This is a genomic window from Nakamurella sp. PAMC28650 (assembly GCF_014303395.1).
GTDB lineage: Bacteria > Actinomycetota > Actinomycetes > Mycobacteriales > Nakamurellaceae > Nakamurella.
Genome location: NZ_CP060298.1, coordinates 3,484,424 through 3,502,443, shown reverse-complemented (window position 1 = coordinate 3,502,443; position 18,020 = coordinate 3,484,424). Strand labels below are relative to the sequence as shown.

The window sequence follows — 18,020 nt, the reverse complement described above, 5'->3', positions numbered from 1 at the left end:
GCCGTTCGCGAATTTGCCCGTCGACTGTTCAACGGAATGTAACGATTCTCCCGAAGTGCGCGGTGCGGGATCGATTCAGCAGGAGCATCGTCCTCGCCGTTTCCGGGCCGGGCGACGCGCCGGGCGACGCGCCGGGGCGGGGGTCGCCCGTCGCAGGGCCCTGGGGCCTCCCGGTAGGTTGACGCCGTGGCCGGACGAATCGGATTGATGGACGTTTCCCCCAGTGTGGCCGGAGGCCGCTACCCCGCCAAGGCCGTGGTCGGCGGGGTCGTCGACGTCGCGGCGACCGTGTTCCGCGAGGGTCACGACGCGGTCGCGGCCAACGTGGTCTGGAAGGGCCCCACCGGATCGTCGGGGTCCCCGGCCGAAGTACCGGCCGGTGCAGCCGTCGCCGGGCGCCGGAAGGCTCCGCAGACCCCCGCCGGCCCACTGCTCCGGATGACAGCCGGAATCCCGGGCACGGACCGCTTCCACGCCCAGGTCACTCCCGACCGGCAGGGCGTCTGGACCCTGGTCATCGAGGCCTGGAGCGACCCACTGGGCACCTGGCGGCACACCGTCGAGGCCAAGGCGGCCGCCGGGCAGTCCGGGCAGGAGATGGCCAACGATCTGGCCACCGGGGTGATCCTGCTGGAACGAATCGGCCGCCGTCCGCGCCAGCGCCACGCCCCGGCGATCAGGGCCGCGGTCGCCGCACTGGGCAACACCGCTCTTCCGGTGGCCGAGCGGATCGGTCCCGCGCTGTCCGGCGACCTCTGGCCGGTGCTGGTCGCCGACCCCATCCGCGAATTGATCACCCGCTCGTCCCCGGTGCAGGTCTGGGTCGACCGACCGCTCGCCGAGTTCGGTTCCTGGTACGAGTTCTTCCCCCGTTCCAGCGGTGCCCAGATCGACGAGGACGGCCTTCCGTTGCGGCACGGCACGTTCGCCGACGCCACCCTGGAACTCCCCAGGATCGCGCGGATGGCGTTCGACATCGTCTACCTCCCGCCCATCCACCCGATCGGCGAGGTCAACCGCAAGGGCCGCAACAGTGCGCTGGAGCCGGGCGGGACGATCAACCCCGACCCGCGCGACGTCGGTTCGCCGTGGGCGATCGGCTCGGCCGCCGGCGGTCACGATGCCGTGCATCCGGAACTCGGCACGATCGAGGACTTCGACGACTTCGTCGCCGCTGCCGAGGAACTCGGGCTCGAGGTCGCCCTGGACCTGGCGTTGCAGTGCGCGCCGGACCATCCGTGGGTGACATCGCATCCGGAGTGGTTCACCACCCGCCCGGACGGCTCGATCGCGTACGCCGAGAACCCGCCGAAGAAGTACCAGGACATCTACCCGGTCAACTTCGACAACGATCCGCCCGGCATCTACGCCGAGGTGCTGAGAGTGGTCACGTTCTGGATCTCCCACGGCATCAAGGTGTTCCGGGTCGACAACCCCCACACCAAGCCGATCAACTTCTGGGAATGGCTGATCGCCCAGGTGCACCTGGAGCACCCCGAGGTGCTGTTCCTGGCCGAGGCGTTCACCAAGCCGGCGATGATGCACGAACTGGGACGCGTCGGGTTCACCCAGTCCTACACGTACTTCACCTGGCGGACCGGGAAGCAGGAGCTGACGGACTACGGCGTGGAGCTGGTCAACTCGGCAGATCACATGCGGCCCAACTTCTTCCCGACCACGCCGGACATCCTGCACGCGTCCCTGCAGTTCGGCGGCCAGGCCATGTTCGCCATCCGCGCGGTGCTGGCCGCCACCATGTCGCCCAGCTGGGGCTGCTACTCGGGCTACGAGTTGTTCGAGCACGAGGCCGTCCGGCCGGGCAGCGAGGAGTTCAAGAATTCGGAGAAGTACCAACTGCGGCCACGCGGCTACCAGGCCGCGGTCGAGCAGGGCCGATCGTTGGAGCCGCTGATCCAGCGGTTGAACGAGATCCGTCGCGAACACCGTGCGCTGCAGCATCTGTCCGGCCTCTGGTTCCACGGGATCTCGAACGACTCGATTCTGTGCTACTCCCGCCGCGACCAGCAGACCGATGACGTGGTGCTGGTCGTCATCTGCCTCGAATCGACGGGAATCCACTGGGGTGAAACCGATCTCCACCTCCCGGCCCTCGGACTGCAGTGGGGTGAGAGCTTCCAGGTCGTCGATCAGCTGTCCGGCGAGGTGTACCACTGGACCGGCCGAGACATGGTCGGTCTGGAACCGGCCCGCCGCGTCGCCCACATCCTGACGGTGCGGCGATACTGACGCCTCCGTCCGGGGGATTGCCAGGCTCCAACCCGGGGAATCGTCGAGACTGTGGGCACCCTGCCGCAGACCACCAGGAAAGGTGAGCATGACCGAGACCGTCGGACGCCCCGAGCAGGAATCTCCTTCCGACTCCACCGATCTGGAGACCGGGAGGGCCAGCCTGCCGCCGGATCCGGAATGGTACAAACGGGCGGTGTTCTACGAGGTCCTGATTCGTACCTTCTCCGATTCCAACGGTGACGGGACCGGCGACATCCGGGGACTCATCGACAAACTCGACTACCTGTCGTGGTTGGGGGTCGACTGCCTGTGGATCCCCCCGTTCTACGACTCGCCTCTGCGTGACGGCGGGTACGACATCCGGGACTACCGCAAGGTGCTCCCCGAATTCGGCACCGTCCAGGATTTCGCCGCTCTCATCCACGCCTGCCACGACCGCGGCATCCGCATCATCACCGATCTGGTGATGAATCACACGAGCGACAGCCACCACTGGTTCCAGGAGTCGCGCAGCGATCCCAACGGTCCCTACGGGGACTACTACGTCTGGGCCGACGACGACACCGGGTACCCCGACGCCCGGGTCATCTTCGTCGACACCGAACCGAGCAACTGGACGTTCGACCCGGTGCGCAAGCAGTACTTCTGGCACCGCTTCTTCTCCCACCAGCCCGATCTGAACTTCGACTGCCCGGCGGTCGGCGACGCCCTCATCGATATCATGAGGTTCTGGCTCGACCTGGGCATCGACGGTTTCCGGCTGGACGCGGTCCCCTACCTGTACGTCCGCGAGGGTACGAACGGCGAGAACCTGCCGGAGACCCACGCGTTCCTCAAGCGCTGCCGCAAGGTCGTCGACGACGAATACCCGGGGCGGATCCTGCTCGCCGAGGCCAACCAGTGGCCGTCCGACGTCGTCGACTACTACGGCGACCCGGCCGTCGGCGGCGACGAGTGCCACATGTGTTTCCATTTCCCGCTGATGCCGCGCATCTTCATGGCGGCCCGACGGGAGTCGCGTTTTCCGATTTCGGAGATCCTGGCCCAGACGCCGTCCATTCCCTCGACCTCCCAATGGGGAATCTTCCTGCGGAACCACGACGAGCTCACCCTGGAAATGGTCAGCGACGAGGACCGCGACTACATGTGGAACGAGTACGCGCGTGACCCGCGGATGAAGGCGAACATCGGCATCCGGCGTCGTCTGGCCCCCCTGCTCGACAACGACCGGAACTCCCAGGAACTGTTCACCGCGATGTTGCTCTCGCTCCCCGGGTCTCCCTGTCTGTACTACGGGGACGAGATCGGCATGGGGGACAACATCTGGCTCGGTGACCGCGACGGCGTCCGCACACCGATGCAGTGGTCCCCCGACCGCAATGCCGGGTTCTCCCGGTCCGACCCGGCGCGGCTCTACCTGCCGGCCATCATGGATCCGGTCTACGGCTTCCAGACGGTGAACGTCGAGGCACAGATGAACACGACTGCCTCGCTGCTGCACTGGACCAGGCGGAGGATCGAGATCCGCAAGCAGCACCCGGCTTTCGCCCTCGGCGAGTTCTCCGATCTCGGCGGGTCCAACCCGACCGTGCTGTCGTACATGCGCTCCTACGCCGGTACGGACGGCGGCCAGGGGGGAATTGTGCTGTGCGTCAACAATCTCTCGCGTTTCCCGCAGCCCGTCGAACTCGACCTGCGGGAGCACACCGGCTCGGTGCCGGTGGAGCTGACCGGCGGAACCCCGTTCCCGGCGATCGGGGAACTGCCGTACCTGCTGACCCTTCCGGGGCACGGCTTCTACTGGTTCGACATCACCGACCCGGAGCAGCACCAGTCCGGGCGCGGCGGCGAACCCGACTACATCGAACAGGAGGTGTCCTGAGCGGATGAGCGACCAGATGTCGGAATTCAGCACGAACGCGACCGGATATCAGGACGGCGGTGACCTCGCGGTCCTGCTCGCAGAATGGCTACCGGGGCAGAGGTGGTTCGCGCAGAAGGGCGATGTCCCGGCCGCGGTGACCATCGAGGCCAGGACGGCGATCGCCGTCCTGGACGGCCGGTCGGTGGAGCAGGTCCTGTTCACGGTGCCCTCCCCCGCCGGGGCCCAGCGCTACCAGCTGTGGGTGGGCTGGAGCGAGCACTACCCGGAGCAGTTCGCACACGTGGTCATCGGCGAGGTCGGCGGCCGGTTCGCCTACGACGCCCTGCACGATGCCCAGGTCTCCGCTCTCGTGCTGTCGAACATCGCCGACGACGTGTCCGTCGGGGACATCGAGTTCATCCCCGAAGCCGGTGCCGTCATCGACACATCGGGTGCCGGGTTGGTGATCGGAGCCGAGCAGTCCAACACCTCCATCGTGTACGGACACTCGAGCATCCTGAAGGTGTTCCGCCGTCTCGAACCGGGGCTCAATCCCGATGCGGAGGTGCACCGTGCCCTGCAGGCCGCCGGTTCCGCCCACATCGCGGAGGCGCTGGGCGTGGTCGAGGGTCCGGTGGCCGGTGAGCGCACGACGCTGGGACTGCTGACCGGCTTCTTCGCCAACAGTGCCGAGGGTTGGGCGATGGCCACCGCCAGCGTTCGCGATCTGATGGCCGAGGGCGACCTGCGGGCCGACGAGGTGGGCGGTGACTTCGCCTCGGAATCCCGGCGTCTGGGCCGGGCCGTCGCCGAGGTGCACGCCGACCTGGCGACCGCGTTCGGTACCGACGATCTGGACGACCACGCGGTGGCCGACCTGATCAACACCATGGTCGCCGGCGCGGAGGCGGTGGCCGCGCACGTGCCGTCGGTGGCCACCCACCTGCCGGAGATCAGGTCGGCCTTCCACCGCGCCGATTCCTCCGCCACCGGGCTCAGGGTCCAGCGCATCCACGGCGACCTGCAGCTGGGGCAGACGCTGCGGACGCTGACCGGTTGGGCCATCATCGATTTCGAGGGCGAGCCGTCCAAATCGCTGGGCTACCGCCGGGCCATGCACTCACCGTTGCGCGACATCGCCGGGATGCTGCGCTCGTTCGACTACGCGGCCAACCATTCCGGAGGTGCGGCCGACTCGCAGCACGCCTACCGTGCGCAGGAGTGGGCCGCACGGAACCGCGCGGCCTTCTGCGACGGGTACGCCGCGGTGGCCGGTCACGACCCGCGACACATGGGCTCGCTGCTGGCCGCGTTCGAACTGGACAAGGCCGTCTACGAGGTCGCCTACGAGCATGGTCACCGGCCGAGCTGGGAACCGATCCCGCTGCAAGCAGTAGTCAGACTGATCAACACCGGAGGCAAATGATGAGCGGTCCGAGTACGCCGAGCACGCCGGCCGTGGCACCGGTCGCCGAGACGCCGCCGGTGACACCCGCCGTACCGCAGGGCCCGACCATCGACGAGTACGAGAAGCTCATCGGGGGCGACACCCACAACCCGCACGGGATCCTGGGCACGCATCCCCAGCCGGACGGCACCACCATCGTCCGCACCCTGCGGCACCATGCGAAGTCGGTCACCATGCTGACCGAGGGCACCGAGGTACCCCTGGAGCACGTGCACGGCGGAGTCTTCGCCGTGACGATCCCGGGGCCTCCGGCGGACTACCGTCTGCGGGTCGTCTACCCCGGTACCGACGGCGACATCTCCTACGAGGTGGACGACCCGTATCGCTGGCTGCCCACGCTGGGAGAGATCGACCTGCACCTGATCGGCGAGGGCCGGCACGAGTTCCTCTGGACGGTGCTGGGCGCCCACGTCCGCAGCTACGACACCCCGATCGGCAGCGTCACCGGCACCTCGTTCGCCGTCTGGGCCCCGAACGCCCGCGGCGTCCGGGTCAGCGGCGACTTCGATCACTGGTCGGGCGCTGGTCAGCCGATGCGCTCGCTCGGCTCCTCCGGCGTCTGGGAGGTCTTCCTGCCCGACGTGGGGACCGGGACCCGGTACAAGTTCCAGATCCTCGGCCAGGACGGCGTCTGGCGCGAGAAGGCCGACCCGATGGCGTTCGGCGCGGAGATCCCACCGGCGACCGCCTCGGTGGTCACCACCAGCAGCTACGAGTGGACCGACTCCGACTGGATCCAGAAGCGGGCAGCCACCAACCATCTGCTGGAGCCGATGTCGATCTACGAGATCCACGCCGGATCCTGGCGCACCGACATCGACTACCGCGAGATGGCCGACGCACTGGTGCAGGACCTGGCCGAGACCGGTTTCACGCACCTGGAGTTCCTGCCGCTGGCCGGGCATCCGTTCGGCGGCTCGTGGGGCTACCAGGTGACCTCCTACTACGCGCCGGACCCGCGGTTCGGGTCGCCGGACGACTTCCGGTATCTCATCGATCGGCTGCACGGGGCCGGGATCGGCGTCATCCTCGACTGGGTGCCCGCACACTTCCCGAAGGACGAGTGGGCGCTCGGGAAGTTCGACGGCACCGCGCTCTACGAGCACGCCGACCCACGCCGCGGCGAGCAGCCCGACTGGGGCACCCTTGTCTTCGACTTCGGCCGACGCGAGGTCCGCAACTTCCTGGTCGCGAACGCCCTGTACTGGCTGGAGGAGTTCCACCTCGACGGTCTGCGGGTCGATGCGGTCGCCTCGATGCTGTACCTGGACTACTCCCGCAAGGACGGCGAGTGGCTGCCGAACATCTACGGCGGCCGGGAGAACCTCGATGCCGTGGCGTTCCTGCAGGAGACCAATGCCACCGTCGGCAAGCGGATCCCCGGTGCGCTGATGATCGCCGAGGAGTCGACGGCCTGGCCGGGCGTCACACGTCCCACCCACCTGGGCGGTCTCGGGTTCCACCTGAAGTGGAACATGGGCTGGATGCACGACACCCTGGCCTACATCGCCCGGGATCCGATCTACCGCGGCTGGCACCACAACGAGCTGACCTTCTCGATGATGTACGCCTACACCGAGCAGTTCGTGCTGCCCATCTCCCACGACGAGGTCGTGCACGGCAAGAGTTCGCTCTGGTCCAAGATCCCCGGTGACGAGTGGCAGAAGGCCGCCACCCTCCGGGCCTACTACGCCTACATGTGGGCCCATCCCGGCAAGCAGCTCCTCTTCATGGGTCAGGAACTCGGCACCCCGTGGGAGTGGAGCGAGACCGTGCAGGTCCCGTGGCAGCTGCGGGAGTACCCGCTCCACGACGGCATCCGGACGATGATCGGCGACCTGAACCGGGTCTACACGAGCAGTCCGGCGCTCTACTCCCAGGATTTCACGCCGAACGGCTTCAGCTGGATCGACGCCAACGACCGGGACGGCAACGTGCTCGCCTTCCTGCGGTGGGGATCCGACGGTTCCGCGCTGGTCTGCGTCGTCAACTTCTCGCCCCAGCCGCACACCGGCTATCGGGTGGGTCTGCCGTTCGGCGGCGTCTGGAGGGAGGCGGTCAACACCGACTCCACCACCTACGGCGGTTCCGGGGTGGGCAATCTGGGCGCCGTCGTCGCGGCCGACGATGCCTGGCACGGACAGCCGTCCTCCGCGACCCTGATGGTGCCGCCACTGGGCGCGCTCTGGCTGGTCCCCGAATCGGCCCCCCGGTCCTGACCCGACCGGCTGCCCGGTCGGGGCGACGGTCGCGCCGGGCCATCGTGCCCGGCGCGGCCCTGACGTCCGTGCTGGTGATCCTGCTGATCGTCATCGCGGTGGGCCCGCGGTACCGGACGGTCTCCGGATCGCCGGCCGCGGCCGAGAGGATCGCCGGGATCGATGTCGCCGCGCCGCCGCTGGCCATCCGGCACGTCGGCGTACCCACCGTCACCGGCGGCCTGGACGACGCCATGGTGGCCGGGGTGCTGTCCGACGTCGGGGCGTTCTGGGCGGCCGCCCTGCCCGCCGACTTCGGCAAGCGATTCGTCCCACTGGCGGGCGGATACGTGTCCATCGACTCGACCGCAGCGAGCGGGACGTCCTACTGCGTCAGCTCCCCCGATCAGATCAGCGGCAACGCCTACTACTGCCCGACGGGCGATGCCATCGTCTACGACTCGGCCGGCCTCGTGCCCGTGCTGATCGGCCACTACGGGGTCGGCGGCCTGACGGCGGCGTTCGCCCACGAGTTCGGACACGCCATGCAGGCGCGGATCGGGCCGACGGCGGCCGACCGCAGCGCCCACCCGACGCTCTACCCGACGATCCTGATCGAGGCACAGGGAGACTGTTTCGCCGGCGCGCTGCTGTCGTGGGCGGTGGCGGGACACGCCGAACACATCCGGCTGCCCGAGTCCTCGATGGTGCGGGCGGTGGCCCCCCTGCTGGACTTCGGTGATCCGGTCGGCGTGCCGGTCGGCGATGCCACGGCCCACGGGCTCGCGGTGGACCGCCTCACCGCGGTGCTGCTCGGCTACCGGCAGGGTCCGGCGGCCTGCCACGCCCTGACCAGAGCCGCGATGACGCCGACCCTGGGCCGCGCCGGCCTCGTCGATACCCCCGCGGCCGACCGGTTCGCCGGCCCCGCCGCGACCCTGGCTGCGGCGCGGACCTCGGTGTCGGCCTTCCTGCAGGAAGTGCTGCCCAACAGGGGATCTGCCTCCTCCGCTGCACCATCGGCCGCCGACCTGACGGCGGCGCAACCGTACGGCCAGTTCGCCGAGGCGGCCACCCTGGCACTGGCCGCCGGACGGTCGGCGACCGGATCCGCCGATGGCGCCGCCTGCTTCACCGGCGCCTGGACGGCCTCGGTGTTCGGTCACGCGAAGACCGGCGCCCTCGGTTCCTGGGGCGGCGACGCCGACGAGGCCCTGAACATGCTGCGGGCCCGGCCGGCGGCCGATTTCAGCGAACTCGGGGCCTATGCCGACGGCTTCGCCAAGGGCTGGACCGGCTGCAGCGGGAGGTGAGGCCGGGCTACATCTGCTCGGGCGCAGACACGCCGAGCAGGCCGAGACCGACCACGAGCACCCGTAGCGTCAGGTCGCACAGGGCGAGCCTGGAGGAACGCACGGCCGGGTCGGGTGCCTTGAGCACCGGGCACGCGTCGTAGAAGCCGGTGAACGCCTGCGCCAGCGAGAACAGGTAGGCGCACAGTCGGTGCGGTTCCAGGGTGTCGCCGACCTCGGCCACGACGCCGCCGAACCCCAGGAGTTCCAACGCAAGTCGACGCTCGGCGGGCTGGCCGACCTCGATCGTCCCCGGAAAAGCGTCCTGATCGGAGGTGTCGGTCGCCTTCCGCAGGATCGACCGGATCCGGGCCGACGCGTACTGCAGGTACGGCCCGGTGTTGCCGGTCAGCGCGAGCATCCGGTCGAAGTCGAACGTGTACTCGGTGTCGTGGGCCAGCGACAGGTCCGCGTACTTGACGGCACCGATGCCGACCTGTCTTGCGATGTCGGCCCTGGTGCGGTCGTCGAGGTCCGGACGGATCTTCTCCACCACGGCGGCGGCCCGGTCGACGGCCTCCTCCAGCAGGACGCCGAGCCTGATCGGCGCCCCGCTGCGGGTCTTGAGGATCTTGCCGTCCTGGCCGAGGACGTTGCCGATCTGCACGTGGACGGGGTGGACGTCCTCGGGCAGCCAACCGGCCAGCCGGGCGGTGGCGAAGACCATCTGCAGATGCAGGTGCTGCGGCGCGCCGATGACGTAGAGGATCCGGTCCGCGTGCAGTTGCCGGGCCCGGTAGCGGATGGTGGCCAGATCCGTGGTGCCGTAGCCGTAACCGCCGTCGCTCTTGCGGATGATCAGCGGGACCGGTTTGCCCTCGCGCCCGGTGAAGCCCTCCAGGAAGACGCAGAGCGCACCCTCGCTGACGACCGCCAGACCCTTCTGCTCCAGTTCGTCGCACAGAGCGGAAAGGCTTTCGTTGTAGCGGCTCTCGCCCATCAGGTCGTCGTCGGTCAGGGTGACGTCCAGGGCCGTGTAGATCTGGTTGAAGTAAGTCTTGGACAGATCGATCAGTTCCTGCCAGAGCCGCAGCGTGTTCGGCTCCCCCGCCTGCAGTGCCACCACGCGGGCCCTGGCCCGGCCGGCGAACTCCGTCGATCCCTCGAACTTGTTGCGGGCCGACTGGTAGAAGGAGTTCGGGTCCGAGCGCAGCAGCCCGGCGTCGTCGCCGTGCTCCCCCACATCCAGCAGGTGCTCCAGCAGCATCCCGAAAGGCGTTCCCCAGTCACCGATGTGGTTCTGCCGGATCACCTGGTGGCCGAGGTGCTCCAGCGTCCGGGCCAGTGCGTCGCCGACGACCGTCGTCCGCAGGTGCCCGACGTGCATCTCCTTCGCGACGTTCGGTGCCGAGTAGTCGACGACGATCCGCTGGGCGGTCAGGACCGGCAGGCCGAGCCGTGGATCGGCCGACTGCGCGTTCGACCGGTCGGCAATCGCCTCGTCGCGGAGCGTCAGGTTGATGAACCCGGGCCCGCTGATCTCCAGCCCCGCGCAGAGGTCGTCGACCTGAAGGGCCGCGACGATGTCGGCGGCCACCTCGCGGGGTTTGCGGCCGAGCCTCTTGGCCAGCGGCAATGCCGCATTCGCCTGGTAGTCGGCGAACTGCGACGGGCGGATCACCGCGTCGGTCCCGGCGTACTCGGCGCCGAATGCAACCTCGATCGCCTCCTGGACGCGGGCGGACAGGGTTGACTTGGGGTCGGTGGTCGATAGCGCGTGCATGGGTGCACGGTACGTTCCTGGGCGGGAACGAGTGGAGGTGGCCATCAGCTGGCACGGTTTTCACCGGCCGACGACCCGGCACCGCGAGCCTCCGCGGTGATCGGCGAGGCGTTGCGTCCACGCGTGATGGTGCTGGCCGTCCTGACGGGGTTGGCCGCCGGCATCGGCGGCGTGGCGCTCACCCTGCTGCTGCACCTGGTGCAGCATCTGGCCTTCGGCTACACCGAGGCGACCTTCCTCACCGGGGTCGAGCGGGCTTCGCCGGCCCGCCGGGTGCTGGCCCTGGCCCTGGGCGGTGCAATCGTCGGCACCGGCTGGTGGGCGCTCCGCCGGTCGAGGCCCGCCTCGTGCACCGTGGAGGAAGCCCTGGCCTCCCCCGGTCTGCGACTGCCCGTGCCGGCCACGACGGCGGAGGCGTCACTGCAGGTGATCGCCGTGGGATTCGGAGCCTCCCTCGGACGTGAGGGCGCCCCACGCCAGTTGGGCGCCGCACTGGCCGCCTGGCTGGCGGACCGGGCCGGAGTCTCCGTCGGGCAACGACGGACCATCGTGGCCTGCGGCGCGGGGGCCGGATTGGCCTCTGTCTACAACGTGCCCCTCGGCGGCGCGCTGTTCACCCTGGAAATCCTGCTGGTCTCTGCGCAGCTCGCCGATGTGGTGCCGGCGCTGCTCAGCGCCGCCGTGGCGACCGCAACGGCCTGGCCGGTGCTCTCGGACCGACCGACCTATCTGCTGGCCCACGTCACATTCCGGTCCAACGAGCTGGTTTTCGCCCTTCTGCTCGGACCCGTCGCAGGCCTGATCGGCTGGACGTTCAACCGTCTCGCCACCCTGGGACGGTCGGCGGCACCTCACGGCTGGCAGTTGCCGCTGGTGATCACCGCGGCGTTCACCGGACTCGGGGCACTGTCGATCGCCTTCCCACAGCTCCTCGGCAACGGGAAGGGTGTGGCGCAACTCGCTTTCGACGGCACGCTTGCGCTGGGCACGGTCGGCGTCCTGCTGGTGCTGAAGCCGCTCGTCACCACCGGCATGCTGGCCGCCGGAGCCAACGGCGGACTCCTGACACCCGCGCTGGCCACCGGTGCACTGCTCGGCACGCTGACCGGGACGGCGTACTCGATCCTCTGGCCGGGCACACCGGTCGCCGGGTTCGCGATGATCGGCGCCGCCGCAGTCCTGGCCACCACGCTGCGCGCCCCACTGTGCGCGGTCGTGCTCCTCCTCGAGTTCACCGGGACCGGCCTGGATCTGGTGGTCCCGATGGCACTCGCGGTGGCCGGCGCGATGTATACCTCAGAACTCCTGCTCCGCCGATGTCCTGCACCGGCGGATCAGTAGCCGCCGGGTCGGTAGCCGCCGGGTCGGTAGCCGCCGGACCAGCAGCGGGCCGGATCAGCCGCGACCGGATCGCCTGGCCCGGCCGGGATCGGCCTGAGCCGGCCGGGATCAGTACAGGGCGGCCGCCAGCTTGCGACGGGCCACCTTGACCAGTTCGTCGTCGGTGGCGAAGAGACCGAACAATTCGATCAGGTGCTCCCTGGCCGTGGTCCGGTCGTCACCGGCCGACCGTTTCACCGCGCCGACCATGCGGTCGAACGCGGCCTCCACCTCGCCGCCGGCCAGCTGGAGATCCGCGGCGTCGCACTGCAGCGCCACGTCCTCGGGGGCCGCATCGGCCGCTTCGATCGTGTCAGGGCCGAGTGCGTCGGTCCTGGCCAGGAACAGCGCCTGGGCCAGCGCGGCCGTTGCCCGCTCGTTCCCCGGTTCGGCGGCCAGGATCTGCTCCAGCTCGGTCCTGGCCGTGTCGTACTCGCCGGCCATCAGGGCGTCCTCGGCCGCGACGAACCGCGGATCCTCCTCGGGCTCGGTCGGCCCCGGTTCGACCCCGGCGGCCGCTTCGGCCGCTCGGATCCCCGGCAGCCGTTCGCGGAGCGTGTCCAGCAACCCGGTGATCCAGGCACGCACGGGCGCTTCCTCGGCCGGTCCCGCGTACGCGTCGACCGGCTGACCGCCGGCCACCGCGATGATGGTCGGGATCTCGCGGGCCTGGAAGGCCTGGGCCACCCGTGGGTTGGCGTCGACGTCGACCCTGGCCAGGACCCAGGCACCGTGGCCGGTGTCCACCACGTCGTTGAAGACGGCCGACAGCGACGCCGACAGGGTGGAGCGCGAGGACCAGAGGTCGAACACCACCATGACCTCGGTCGAGGCCTGCACCACCTCGCCGAAGCTGGCCTCGTTGACGTCGATGTTGTACTTGGACAAGGGCTTCGCCGGCGCGGCGGGCGCGCCGCCGGGAGCCGGCTTGTTCTTCAGGGCGGAAAGGTCGATGGCACCGGCGAAGGCGGTGGAAAGCGCAGCCTGCTGGCGACGGTCCGGACGGGTCATGACGACATTTTGTCACGCCGCCCGGGTGTCGCGATGCCGACCGCCGGCCACAGCCGGCCGGGCCACGGGCTCCGGCGCCCGGTGCCGGCCGACCACCGGCTCCCGCATCGGCCACGCCTTGTCGATGACCGTGCCGAGCTTGCCTCTGGAACACAGGTAGGCCTGCAGGTGCACCGCCCAGTCGTGGTGCCAGCCGACCTGCGCGCTGTGCAGGGTCGGGGCGTCGGCCCTGGCGATCAACTCGTGCCCGGCCGCCATCGCCCTGGCCACCGCGACCGCCGCCGCGGCATCACCGAGCGCTGAGTGTGCATCCCTGGCCTCCGCGCGGTAGAACTCGGCCGTCGCCCCGAGCGTCCGCTTTCCCTTGCGATAGCGGTCGACCCCACGATCGATGACGAGCGGATCGACGACGGTCGCATCAGGCCACCAGGGACGCGTGGCCAGCCGGGGAAGCCGATGCCTGGCCGCCTCGGCATCGAGCAACGTCAGGTCGTAGGGGGCGTTGAAGATGACGACGGGAAGCCCGGAGCGCCAGGCGCCTTCCAATTCGTCGATGATCTCGGAGACACCCCGGCCGGCGGACATGCCGGACCCCCTGGCCTCCTGCGTGCTCACGCCGTGCACCGCGGAGGCCGCCGCCGGAATCGGAACACCCGGATCGAGCAGCCAGTGCCGCGACCGGACCACCTCTCCGGTCGGAGCCACGTACACGACCGCCGCCGTCACCACCCGGTCCGTGGTGGTGTCGACCCCGGTGGTCTCCAGATCGAATCCGACCAGGGTGCCGGTGTGCCACGCCGGGCCGTGGGCGAAGGGATCCGTGCTGGTCATGTCGGCTGCATTCTCCTGAATCCCGTTGCCCGACGGGCAAGTCCGTCGCTGTCGGGAACGTTACGCGGGCACCCCGACAGCGGACGGGAGGGCACGCTCGGGGTGTCCGGGTCCAGAGCCCTCTTGCTAACGTCGACAAATGACCTCGAACGCTCCGACCCGCGCGCTGCCGTTCGATCCGATCGCCAAGGCCGCGCAGACCTGGGCCGAACGGATCGGACCGAACGGGGCGATGTCGGCCGTCACCAACATCATGCGGGTCCAGCAGATCCTGCAGGCCAGCGTCGACGAGGCGCTGAAGCCCCACGGTCTGACCTTCGCCCGGTACGAGGCGCTGGTGCTGCTGTCCTTCTCCCGGCGCGGCTCGTTGCCGATGCGGATGATGGGCGAACGCCTCCAGCTTCACCCGACCTCGATCACCAACATCGTCGACCGGCTGGAGGCGGACGGTCTGGCCCGCCGGCTACCGCACCCGAGCGATCGCCGCACCACGCTGGTGGAGCTCACCGAGACCGGCCGCACCAGGCTGACGGCGGCCACCGAGGCCGTCACAAGGGCGAACTTCGGCCTGTTCGGCTTGACCGACGACGAGTCCGCGCAGCTGTCCCGGCTGCTGACCGAGGTCAGGCGGTCGGCGGGCGACTTCGCCTGAGTCGTGGCGGGTGGCTCACCCGTGTCGGGGTACCGAGATCACCAGGGCGTCCCCCTGGCCGCCGCCACCGCACAGGGCCGCCGCTCCGATCCCGCCGCCGCGACGCCCCAGCTCCATCGCCAGGTGCAGCACGAGCCGGGCCCCCGAGGCACCGATCGGGTGTCCGAGGGCGATGGCGCCGCCGTTGACGTTGACCCGTTCCTCGGAGATCTGCAGATCACGGGACGAGGCGATCCCGACGGCGGCGAAGGCCTCGTTGATCTCGATCAGGTCGAGTTCGTCGGTACCGATCCCGGCCTTGGCGCAGGCCGCCCTGATGGCATTGGCCGGCTGGAGTTGGAGCGACGAGTCGGGCCCGGCGACCACGCCGTGCGCCTCGATCTCGGCGATCCACGTCAGGCCCCGGCTCTGCGCCCATTCCTTGCGCACGACGACCACCGCGGCCGCCCCGTCGGAGATCGGTGACGCAGAACCGGCGGTGATCGAGCCGTCGCCGCGGAAGGCCGGCCGGAGCTTGGCCAGTACCTCCACGGTGGTCTCGGGACGAATCCCCTCGTCGGTGTCCACCACCACATCACCCCGGCGGCCCGCGATGGTGACCGGGACGATTTCCTGCGCGAACAGGCCTGCAGTGACCGCCGCCGCCGCACGCTGGTGCGAGCGCGCCGCGAAGGTGTCCTGTTCCCGCCTGGTCAGCGGCGTGCGGTCGTTGACCTGTTCGGTCAGCGCGCCCATCGCCTGATCGGTGAAAGCGTCCCGCAGTCCGTCGAAGTCGGTGTGATCCAGGAGCGTGACGTCACCGAACTTGAAGCCGGCCCTGGAGTTCGGCAGCAGATGGGGCGCCCTGGTCATCGACTCCATGCCACCGGCCACCACGACGTCGAACTCGCCGGCCCGGATCAGCTGGTCGGCCAGAGCGATCGCGTCCAGGCCGGACAGGCAGACCTTGTTGACGGTCAGGGCCGGCACGTCCATCGCGATCCCACCGGCCACCGCGGCCTGCCGAGCGGGAATCTGCCCGCACCCGGCCTGCAGTACCTGGCCCATGATCACGTACTGGACGTCAGCGGCCGGGACGCCGCTGCGCTGCAGGGCACCGGCGATCGCGACCCCGCCGAGCTGTACCGCGGTGGCCCCGGCCAGAGCGCCGGAGAGTCGACCCATCGGCGTACGAGCGCCGGCAATGATCACCGTTGATCCCATGCCCCGACGCTACTATGCGCTGCCCGCCACCTCGTGGGCCGGGCAGCTTGGGTGGCCGGGCAGCGCGGGGTGGTCGGGCGCTAGCCTGACGGCCATGAACATCCCGACCGCATCGTCCCTGCTCGATGACGAATCCATCGTCTGCGTCGATCACGTCGGCATCGCCGTCCCCGATCTCGAGGCCGCGATCGCGTTCCACACCTCGGTACTCGGCGGGAGCGTCTCGCACCGGGAGATCAATACCGATCAGGGTGTCGAGGAGGCGATGATCTCCTACGGAACTGGCGCACAGATCCAGCTGCTGGCCCCCCTCGACGCAGCGTCGACCATCGCGAAGTTCATCGATCGCAACGGCCCTGGCCTCCAGCAGCTGGCCTACCGGGTGACCGACGTCGAGGCCGTTTCCGCCAGGCTTCGACGGGCCGGCCTCCGGCTGCTCTTCGCAGAACCACGCCGGGGAACGGCCGGGTCCAGGATCAACTTCGTGCATCCGAAGGACACCGGCGGGGTGCTGGTCGAGCTGGTCGAGCCCGCAACTGCGGTACCCGAGTAGCGGCGCAGCAGCAGTGCAGTAGCGGGCCCGCCGGGCGGAGGATCACAAGTCCGTCGAGGTTCGGCCGGGCAGTACCGTTCCCGCGGCTGCAGATGGAACACTGGGAGCATGACTTCCGGTGATTGGCTCCCCGCACAAGCCCCCTTCGATGTGGTGCGTCGCGGCTACTCACCCGAACAGGTCACCGCGCACCTGGAACGCCTGGAATACGACCTGCGGATCACCACCGCGAATCGCGATGCCACCAACCAGCGGCTGAACGAGCTGGGCAGTCAGTTGGCCGCCGCGCAGGCCGAGGCCGACACCTTGCGGGCGCAGCTCGACCGGAACGCCCTCGAGCCGGTCTCGATGGCCAACCTGTCCGATCGCATGCAGCGGATGATCCGGTTGGCCGAGGAAGAAGCCGGCGAGATCCGCGCCAGGGCCGAGGCCGACGCCGACCGCATGCGCGGCAAGCTCGAGACGTCGCTGTCCGAGGCCTCGGCCGCCCGCGCGGCGTTCGACAGCGAACGCGAGCACACCCGGAAGCAGTTGGCCGAACAGGTCCACGGCCTGATCGCGGAAGCCACGTCGGAAGCATTGGACACCACCACCCAGGCGCAGGAGGAGGCAGCACGCGTGCTCCAGGAGGCCAACGCGGAGGCCGAACGCACCGTTTCGGCGGCGAAGGCCCACGCCGAGATGGAGACGGCCCGGGCCCGCGAAGAGGCCGAGCTGACGGTCCGCGAGGCCACCGCTGCCGCGGAGACGCTGACCAGCCAGACGAAGGCCGAGCGGGAGCGTCTGGACGCCGAGAGCCTCGCCCACCGCACCCAGGTCGACGAAGACTTCGAGATCGCGATCGCCGACCGCCGCCGGGAGGCGCACAAGGTGATCACCGATCGCGAGGCGGAGTCGGCGGCAGCGGCCAAGAAGCTGATCGCCGAGGCCACCTCGCACTCGCAGGACCTGGTCGCGGCTGCGACCGGCGAGTCCGAACGGCTGATGCAACAGGCCACCACGTACTCCGAAGCACTGGTGAACCGGGCCGCGGCCGAGTCCCACCAGCGGGTCAGGGATGCCGACGATGCCGTGCTGGCCCTTCATGCGCTGCGCGACCAGCTCGGCGAACAGCTGCGGTCGCTGACCGGACACCTGGATCACATCCGGGAGCTGGCCGCGTCGGCTCCCGCACTGATCACGCCGCCGGCCGACGAACAGGACCGCCCGGTGGCCGAGGACTTCCCGGCCGACCCGACCGCACGGCCGACACCCGTGGATCTGCCGGTTCCGGTGTACGGAGAGCCGGTCGCGCTCGACGACGGCCGCGCGGAAACCCGCAACGGCGGCTCCCCCGGGATCACCGACCAGGAGCCTGCCGCCGGCACCGACCACAACGAGCACGTCAACGGCGACACCGTCACGATCGCGGCGATCACCGACGACGCTCCCGCGGCGACCGACGAGGTGACGGCCCCGAAGGTCGCCACCAACGGAAGCCAGCGCACCCGGACCCGCGGCGGCCGCTGACCGTCGTCAGGTCCGGATGACCGCAC

The 18,020-nt window shown here is 69.6% G+C and carries 13 protein-coding genes; 9 read left to right on the top strand and 4 right to left on the bottom strand.

Annotated features, from left to right (window positions below; genetic code table 11):
- Nucleotides 1-186: 186 nt before the first annotated feature.
- The 5 genes from H7F38_RS15890 to H7F38_RS15870 all read left to right on the top strand — a co-directional run bounded on the left by H7F38_RS15890 (nucleotide 187) and on the right by H7F38_RS15870 (nucleotide 9,093).
- A complete protein-coding gene (locus tag H7F38_RS15890; protein ID WP_222618114.1) occupies nucleotides 187-2,247 on the top strand; it encodes an alpha-1,4-glucan--maltose-1-phosphate maltosyltransferase in 2,061 nt (686 codons plus the stop codon).
- Between the two features lie 88 nt (nucleotides 2,248-2,335).
- On the top strand, nucleotides 2,336-4,132 hold the full coding sequence (treS, locus tag H7F38_RS15885; protein ID WP_187090763.1) for a maltose alpha-D-glucosyltransferase: 1,797 nt from the start codon (nucleotides 2,336-2,338) through the stop codon (nucleotides 4,130-4,132).
- 4 nt (nucleotides 4,133-4,136) lie between these two features.
- On the top strand, nucleotides 4,137-5,540 hold the full coding sequence (locus H7F38_RS15880; RefSeq protein WP_222618113.1) for a hypothetical protein: 1,404 nt from the start codon (nucleotides 4,137-4,139) through the stop codon (nucleotides 5,538-5,540).
- Complete coding sequence (gene glgB, locus H7F38_RS15875; RefSeq protein ID WP_187090762.1) at nucleotides 5,540-7,801, top strand: 1,4-alpha-glucan branching protein GlgB; 2,262 nt, start codon at nucleotides 5,540-5,542, stop codon at nucleotides 7,799-7,801. Before H7F38_RS15880 ends, glgB begins: the two co-directional genes overlap by 1 nt.
- A 44-nt stretch (nucleotides 7,802-7,845) precedes the next feature.
- Complete coding sequence (locus H7F38_RS15870) at nucleotides 7,846-9,093, top strand: hypothetical protein (protein WP_187090761.1); 1,248 nt, start codon at nucleotides 7,846-7,848, stop codon at nucleotides 9,091-9,093.
- Between the two features lie 7 nt (nucleotides 9,094-9,100).
- Here the strand turns inward: H7F38_RS15870 and argS are convergent, their stop codons facing one another.
- Nucleotides 9,101-10,855, bottom strand: a complete 1,755-nt coding sequence (argS, locus tag H7F38_RS15865; RefSeq protein WP_187090760.1) for an arginine--tRNA ligase — start codon at nucleotides 10,853-10,855, stop codon at nucleotides 9,101-9,103.
- Nucleotides 10,856-10,951: 96 nt separating this feature from the next.
- Between argS and H7F38_RS15860 the strand changes: the two genes are divergently transcribed.
- The gene (locus tag H7F38_RS15860) at nucleotides 10,952-12,196 is read left to right on the top strand and encodes a chloride channel protein (protein WP_187090759.1); all 1,245 of its coding nucleotides are present in this window, start codon (nucleotides 10,952-10,954) and stop codon (nucleotides 12,194-12,196) included.
- A gap of 108 nt (nucleotides 12,197-12,304) precedes the next feature.
- Here the strand turns inward: H7F38_RS15860 and H7F38_RS15855 are convergent, their stop codons facing one another.
- Together H7F38_RS15855 and H7F38_RS15850 are read right to left on the bottom strand one after the other, a co-directional pair.
- Nucleotides 12,305-13,246, bottom strand: coding sequence for a tetratricopeptide repeat protein (locus tag H7F38_RS15855; protein WP_187090758.1), 942 nt, complete (start codon nucleotides 13,244-13,246; stop codon nucleotides 12,305-12,307).
- Nucleotides 13,247-13,258: 12 nt separating this feature from the next.
- Nucleotides 13,259-14,077, bottom strand: a complete 819-nt coding sequence (locus tag H7F38_RS15850) for an exonuclease domain-containing protein (RefSeq protein ID WP_187090757.1) — start codon at nucleotides 14,075-14,077, stop codon at nucleotides 13,259-13,261.
- Between the two features lie 139 nt (nucleotides 14,078-14,216).
- Here H7F38_RS15850 and H7F38_RS15845 point away from each other — a divergent pair, with 139 nt between their 5' ends.
- Complete coding sequence (locus H7F38_RS15845; protein WP_187090756.1) at nucleotides 14,217-14,729, top strand: MarR family winged helix-turn-helix transcriptional regulator; 513 nt, start codon at nucleotides 14,217-14,219, stop codon at nucleotides 14,727-14,729.
- Between the two features lie 15 nt (nucleotides 14,730-14,744).
- On the opposite strand, the gene H7F38_RS15840 is transcribed toward H7F38_RS15845, so the two are convergent.
- Nucleotides 14,745-15,932, bottom strand: a complete 1,188-nt coding sequence (locus tag H7F38_RS15840) for an acetyl-CoA C-acetyltransferase (protein WP_187090755.1) — start codon at nucleotides 15,930-15,932, stop codon at nucleotides 14,745-14,747.
- Nucleotides 15,933-16,026: 94 nt separating this feature from the next.
- On the opposite strand from H7F38_RS15840, the gene mce reads away from it, so the two are divergent.
- Together mce and H7F38_RS15830 are read left to right on the top strand one after the other, a co-directional pair.
- Complete coding sequence (gene mce, locus H7F38_RS15835) at nucleotides 16,027-16,485, top strand: methylmalonyl-CoA epimerase (protein WP_187090754.1); 459 nt, start codon at nucleotides 16,027-16,029, stop codon at nucleotides 16,483-16,485.
- Nucleotides 16,486-16,593: 108 nt separating this feature from the next.
- Nucleotides 16,594-17,994: a hypothetical protein gene (locus H7F38_RS15830; protein ID WP_187090753.1), complete on the top strand. Its 1,401-nt coding sequence runs from the start codon at nucleotides 16,594-16,596 to the stop codon at nucleotides 17,992-17,994.
- The last annotated feature ends 26 nt before the right edge of the window (nucleotides 17,995-18,020 follow it).